Source organism: Dyadobacter sp. (assembly GCF_051859145.1).
GTDB lineage: Bacteria > Bacteroidota > Bacteroidia > Cytophagales > Spirosomataceae > Dyadobacter.
Map to the genome: position 1 here is coordinate 1 of NZ_JBHYGF010000183.1, position 5732 is coordinate 5732.

6 protein-coding genes are annotated in these 5732 nt (G+C 43.7%); 5 read left to right on the forward strand and 1 reads right to left on the reverse strand.

The features are described from left to right. Positions 1–419: tryptophan synthase subunit alpha (locus ACTIE6_RS11960; protein WP_439556855.1), on the forward strand; the 419-nt coding region annotated here is incomplete at its 5' end. A 90-nt stretch (positions 420–509) separates the two neighbouring features. After that, a complete protein-coding gene (locus ACTIE6_RS11965; RefSeq protein ID WP_439556856.1) occupies positions 510–1247 on the forward strand; it encodes a hypothetical protein in 738 nt (245 codons plus the stop codon). Positions 1248–1426: 179 nt separating this feature from the next. On the opposite strand, the gene ACTIE6_RS11970 is transcribed toward ACTIE6_RS11965, so the two are convergent. Then, positions 1427–1573, reverse strand: coding sequence for a hypothetical protein (locus tag ACTIE6_RS11970; protein WP_439556857.1), 147 nt, complete (start codon positions 1571–1573; stop codon positions 1427–1429). Positions 1574–2216: 643 nt separating this feature from the next. Between ACTIE6_RS11970 and ACTIE6_RS11975 the strand changes: the two genes are divergently transcribed. The 3 genes from ACTIE6_RS11975 to ACTIE6_RS11985 all read left to right on the forward strand — a co-directional run. Beyond that, on the forward strand, positions 2217–4694 hold the full coding sequence (locus tag ACTIE6_RS11975; protein WP_439556862.1) for a DUF4175 family protein: 2478 nt from the start codon (positions 2217–2219) through the stop codon (positions 4692–4694). A 194-nt stretch (positions 4695–4888) separates the two neighbouring features. Beyond that, positions 4889–5302, forward strand: coding sequence for an rRNA maturation RNase YbeY (gene ybeY / locus ACTIE6_RS11980; RefSeq protein WP_439556858.1), 414 nt, complete (start codon positions 4889–4891; stop codon positions 5300–5302). Positions 5303–5356: 54 nt separating this feature from the next. Further along, a partial coding sequence (locus tag ACTIE6_RS11985; RefSeq protein ID WP_439556859.1) for an FAD-dependent oxidoreductase occupies positions 5357–5732 on the forward strand: 376 nt, incomplete at its 3' end.

Below are 5732 nucleotides of genomic sequence, written 5' to 3' on the forward strand. Positions count from 1 at the left end.
ATATGCCGATGGACGTGTACCTGAATGAATACAAGTCCATTTTCGATACTTACGGTTTGTTAAATATCTTTTTGATTACGCCGCAAACCTCTGAATCGCGTATAAGGCAAATAGATGAGATTAGTGAAGGTTTTATCTACACTGTATCTTCTGCAAGCGTGACGGGCTCAAAATCGGGCGTCAGTTCAGATATGGAGTCATATTTCAGCAGGCTGAATGCAATGAACCTGCGCAATCCAAGGTTGATCGGTTTTGGTATCCAGGATAATGCTACTTTCCGGAAGGCTTCAAGCCAGGCGGCCGGCGCTATTATCGGGAGTGCATTCATCCGTATTTTGCAGCATTCTACCGATTTGGAACAGGACATTAAGTCTTTCGTAAGATCAGTCAAGAATGCGCCAGAAGCTGTCGAGATTTAGCCGACGGTTCATTTGAATTTTCTTCAGGCATCACTTTTTACAAACAACCTCCGAAGGGTTGTTTGTTTTGTTATCTAAAAACTGGTGCAAATGAAAATGAAATTTCTTCTTAGCTCTCTACTGTTTCTCAGTTCCATTCAGCTGTATGCCCAGGTCAAATTGGACTTAGAGGGCGGATTGGTATTGGGTACAAATTACAATAAGGTCAGGATACCGAATGTTGGCGGTACTATCGTGAACCTGCCGGAAGACCTGAGTATCGATCCAAAGGTATTTTATCGGATCAGGGCGGGTTATACCATTGCGAAAAGACACAACATATCACTGCTATATGCGCCACTAACAGTTACTTACCAGGGTAATTTTAACCGGAATATCAATTTCAATAATACAACGTTCCTGGCTGGTCAGCCTGTTAAGGTGCATTACAAATTCAATTCTTACCGCCTTACTTATCGCTACGATCTTATTTCACGTGCCCGCGCGCAGGTAGGAGTGGGGCTTACAGCCAAGATCAGAGAAGCAGATGTGCGTTTTCAAAATGAATCTTTCAATACCCACTTCGATAATCTCGGGTTCGTTCCGCTGATCAACTTTTATGTCGCATTGAAACCGTCTTACCGCTGGTCTGTTATCCTGGAAGGTGATGCGCTTGCTTCCAAACAGGGTCGCGCAGAGGATATCTTTGCGGGGGTTGCGTACCAACTGAACAACAAACTGGGTGTTAAGCTGGGCTACCGGGTTGTGGAAGGTGGCGCGGATGTTGATGACGTTTATAATTTCAACTGGATCAATTACGCCTCAGCCGGGTTATTAATTACATTATAATATCACGGTAATTCACTATATTTCTTCGTTTAAAGCATATGCAGGAAGCTGGTAATTTTTACTTCCTGCATACGTTATAAGTCCACAGTTAGAACGAGGATAGATATGGCACCTTTCACTCCGGCAATGGAAGGCCTGTTGCTGCGCATTCAGGAATACCGTCAAAAATATTATCAAAATCAGTTACTGAAAGGCATCATCTTCTCGCTGGGCCTTTTGCTGACTGTCTTTTTGTTTTTTAATACCATCGAATACTTTGGCAGGTTCAGCTCGCTTGTGCGCGGAATGCTATTTTTCGGCTTTCTGGCTGTGCTGGTATTTTCCATATTTCAATGGGTTGTTCAACCGTTAATCCATTTATCCGGTTTAAAAAAGCCAATTTCTGATGAGGCTGCTGCATTACAGATCGGGCAGTATTTTCCCGAGATCGGCGACAAACTGGTGAATACCTTGCAGTTAAGAAGCTTGTCAGGCAGCCAGTCTGACCTGATTGAAGCCAGTATCAGGCAGAAATCCAATCAGCTGCTTATTGTCCGCTTTTCCGATGCGATACGCTTTAATGAGAACAGGAAACGCATTAAATATGCTATATACCCGCTAGCCGCAATTGCAGTGATATTGCTGTTTAACCCTGCATTTTTCTCTTCCAGCTCTGAGCGTATTATCCATTTTCAGAAAAACTACACCTACGCGCCATTCTCGTTTGTCCTTCAAAATAAAAATCTGAAAGCTTTCCGGAATGAAGATTTTACATTAAAACTGAAACTGGAAGGTGAGGCGCTGCCGGCTGCTGTTTACCTGGTACAAAACGGCTCCCGCTTCAAACTTACTCCGGAAGGGAATCGCTCTTTTACTTATACTTTCAAAAATCTGCAACGTGATGTAGCTTTCTCTTTCGACGCAGCAGGATTCTTTTCTGATGAATACCGCATTGATGTGAATGAGCGGCCTTCGCTGCTATCCTTTGATGTGAACCTGCATTATCCGGCTTACCTGAATAAACCTTCTGAGGGGCTTAACAACGTTGGAAATTTGTCAGTGCCAGAGGGTACTACTATTGAATGGGACTTCAACACTGCATCTACCAATTCACTGGCAATCAAATTTGAAAATGACTCGGCTTTGTACCAGGCAAAAGAAAGCAGCGGTGAACATTTCCAAATCCGCAAGTCAGTCAGAAGATCTGCCCAATATCAGGTTAGTCTGAAAAACGATGAGACAACGAATGCAGACAAAATCGGCTATTTCATCAATGTAATTCCTGATAAGCACCCGGTTTTGACTCTCGAAAATTTCCAGGATACCACGCTTTATAACTACCTCGTACTGGGTGGCTCGATCAGCGATGATTACGGGTTTTCTCAGCTCAAAATGTTCTATACTGTAAACCGGTCAGGGCAAAAGGAAGCTTCTCAACCAAAAGGAATTCCCATTCCATTTAACAAAACCGTAAACACACAGAGCTTTTTCTTCCAGTGGTATGTAGATAGCCTGAAACTTGCGCCTGGCGACAAGATCGAATATTACGCACAGGTTTGGGATAATGACGGTATCAATGGAGCCAAAAGTGCCCGCTCCCGTTCCATTCAGTTTACAGTTCCTTCCAAAGATCAGCTTGAAGCCGAGATCAAAAAGTCCGAGCAGGAGACTGAGAACCAGATCCAGTCTGCAATGAAAAAGGCGCAGAACCTGCAAAAGGACATTGAAAATCTTGATAACAGATTGAAAAGTAACAAGGAACTTGATTTCAAGGAGCAAAAGCAAATTGAGGAGGTATTGCGTAAGCGCGAAGAGCTGATGAAAGAATTGCAGGCTTTGCAGGAAAAACATCAGAATTCGAATGAAAAGTCCCGACAGTTCAACCAACAAAGTCCGGAGCTCCAAAACAAGATCGAGCAGCTGCAAAAGCTGATGAATGCTTTAATGGATGAGAATACCGATAAGCTCTATAAGGATCTGAAAAAGCTTTTGGAACAAAAACAAAGCGAGCGAATGTCCAGCCTGATGGAAAAGCTCAAAAACAAGGAGAACAACCTTGAAAAGGAATTGGAACGAACCATGAAGCTTTTCAAGCAAATGCAGCTTGAACAGAAAATGGAAAATCTGGTAGACAAGCTCAATGATCTGGCGGAGAAAGAAAATATGCTTGCCGAAAAAACCGAGCAAAATGATAAGAATAAAAACCAGGAAGATAAGGCAGGGAAAAATGAGGAACTGAAAAAAGAGCAGGAGAAACTCAAGGAAGAGTTCGAAAAAGCGCAGGAAAATGCAGGTGAGATCGAGAAACTGGGAGAGGAACTGGAAAAACCTGTAGATACCCAGGAAGAAGCGCAAAAAGAAGCCGCTCAGCAAATGGAACAAGCAAAAGAACAGCTTTCCAAGCAACAGAATAAAAAAGCTGCCAGCGCGCAAAAAAAAGCCGCAGAATCGATGAAGAAAATGTCACAGTCTATGGAAGAATCTATGGAGGCTGCGGAGATGGAACAAATGCAGGAAAATATGGATGACCTGCGTGACATTCTTGAGAACCTAATTACACTCTCTTTCGATCAGGAAGCATTGATGAAAGATTTTAAAGGTGTAAACCTGCAAGATCCGCGGTTTGTCAAACTTGGTCAGCAGCAGCTGAAATTGAAGGATGATGCAAAAATAGTAGAAGACAGTCTCTATTCGCTGGCAGGTCGCGCCGAGCAGATCCAGGCATTTATAACCCGGGAGCTCAATGATATGAAATCCTACATGGATGAAAGTGTGAAAAGCATTAAAGACAGGCAAATCAATTCTGCAACATCGAAACAGCAATCTGCGATGACTTCGATGAATAACCTGGCATTGATGCTAAGTGATGTTTTCAACCAGATGCAGCAGCAAATGGCCATGGCAATGCCGGGGTCGGGTAAAGGAAAAAAAGGTAAGCAAAAGGGCAACTCTCCGGGCATGGGAGAAATGCAGGAAAAATTAAATGGACAGATCAAGCAACTTGGCGAAGGTAAAGAGGGGCAGGGTAACAGTTCTGAAAAGCTGGCAAGAATGGCGGCTGAGCAAGCGGCGATCCGCAAGATGATCCAGGATCTGATGGAATCTCAGAAAGGCTCGGAAGTTGGAAAGCAAATGGGCAAAGAGCTACAGGAGATTGCGGACAAAATGGATGAGACCGAGACAGACCTCGTGAACAAACGCATTACACCGGAACTGATCAAGCGTAACCAGGAAATTACGACGCGCCTGCTTGAATCTGAAAAAGCCATGAAGGAGCAGGACGAGGATGAACAGCGCAAGGCGCAAAGTGCGAAACAGCAGCCGCGCCAGCCACCTGCTGCATTTGAAAAATACATTAGGGAGAAGGAAAAGCAAACGGAATTGCTGCGTACGATCCCGCCTACATTCTCCCCATTCTATAAAAGAGAGGTGGACACTTACTTCCGCAAATACCAGGCAAAGAACTGATCAAAGGCGGTTCTTGTTGAACCAGCAAGCGAGGTTTTTAACACGTTTTAAGAAAACGCTGATGACAACCGTAGCTTGCTGGTTCATTTGTTATAAATATCCTTCCTATTTTTGTAAAATATTTATCATCAAATCTTTACGTTGAAGCAAGTAACCGGTAGGTCGGTTATGTTTGACAAAGTTTTCAAAAAAGCATGCTGAATTTCTTCTCCGAAGACGTTGAATTTAACCTCCCACGTCCTCTAAAAACCAAGAAATGGTTGAAAATTACCTCAGAATCAGAGGGTTATGTAATCGGTGAATTGAATTATATATTTTGCTCCGACGATTACCTCCTGGAAATCAATAAAGAGTACCTCAACCACGATTACTATACAGACATTATCACATTTGATAATAGTGAAGAAGAGAAGCAACTGGATGGTGACATATACGTCAGCCTGGACAGAGTGAGGGAAAATGCAGAAACGTTTCAGGTGGATTTTGAAACAGAACTAAGGCGCGTACTCGTGCACGGATTGCTGCATTTAATGGGCTATGGCGACTCCAATGAGGACGAGAAGGCTTCGATGAGAGAGAAGGAAAATCAACACCTTACAAGCTTCTAATTAAATTTCCACGTGGAACACTTTAACTAAAGTGGTTTAACAAGAATACAAATTATGTTTCAAGAATATGATGTGATAGTAGTAGGAGCGGGGCACGCGGGATGTGAAGCTGCAGCGGCTGCGGCTACGATGGGCTCCAAGGTACTGCTGATCACAATGAACATGCATACCATCGCGCAAATGTCCTGTAACCCCGCAATGGGCGGAGTTGCGAAAGGACAGATCGTCCGTGAAATTGATGCATTGGGAGGCCAGTCTGGTATTGTAAGTGACAAAACCATGATCCAATTCCGGATGTTGAATTTGTCCAAAGGCCCTGCTATGTGGAGCCCGCGTTGCCAAAGCGATCGCGCACTCTTTGCAACCGAATGGAGGAACATTCTCGAGAATAATCCCAATGTCGACTTCTGGCAAGATACCGCAAAGGAGC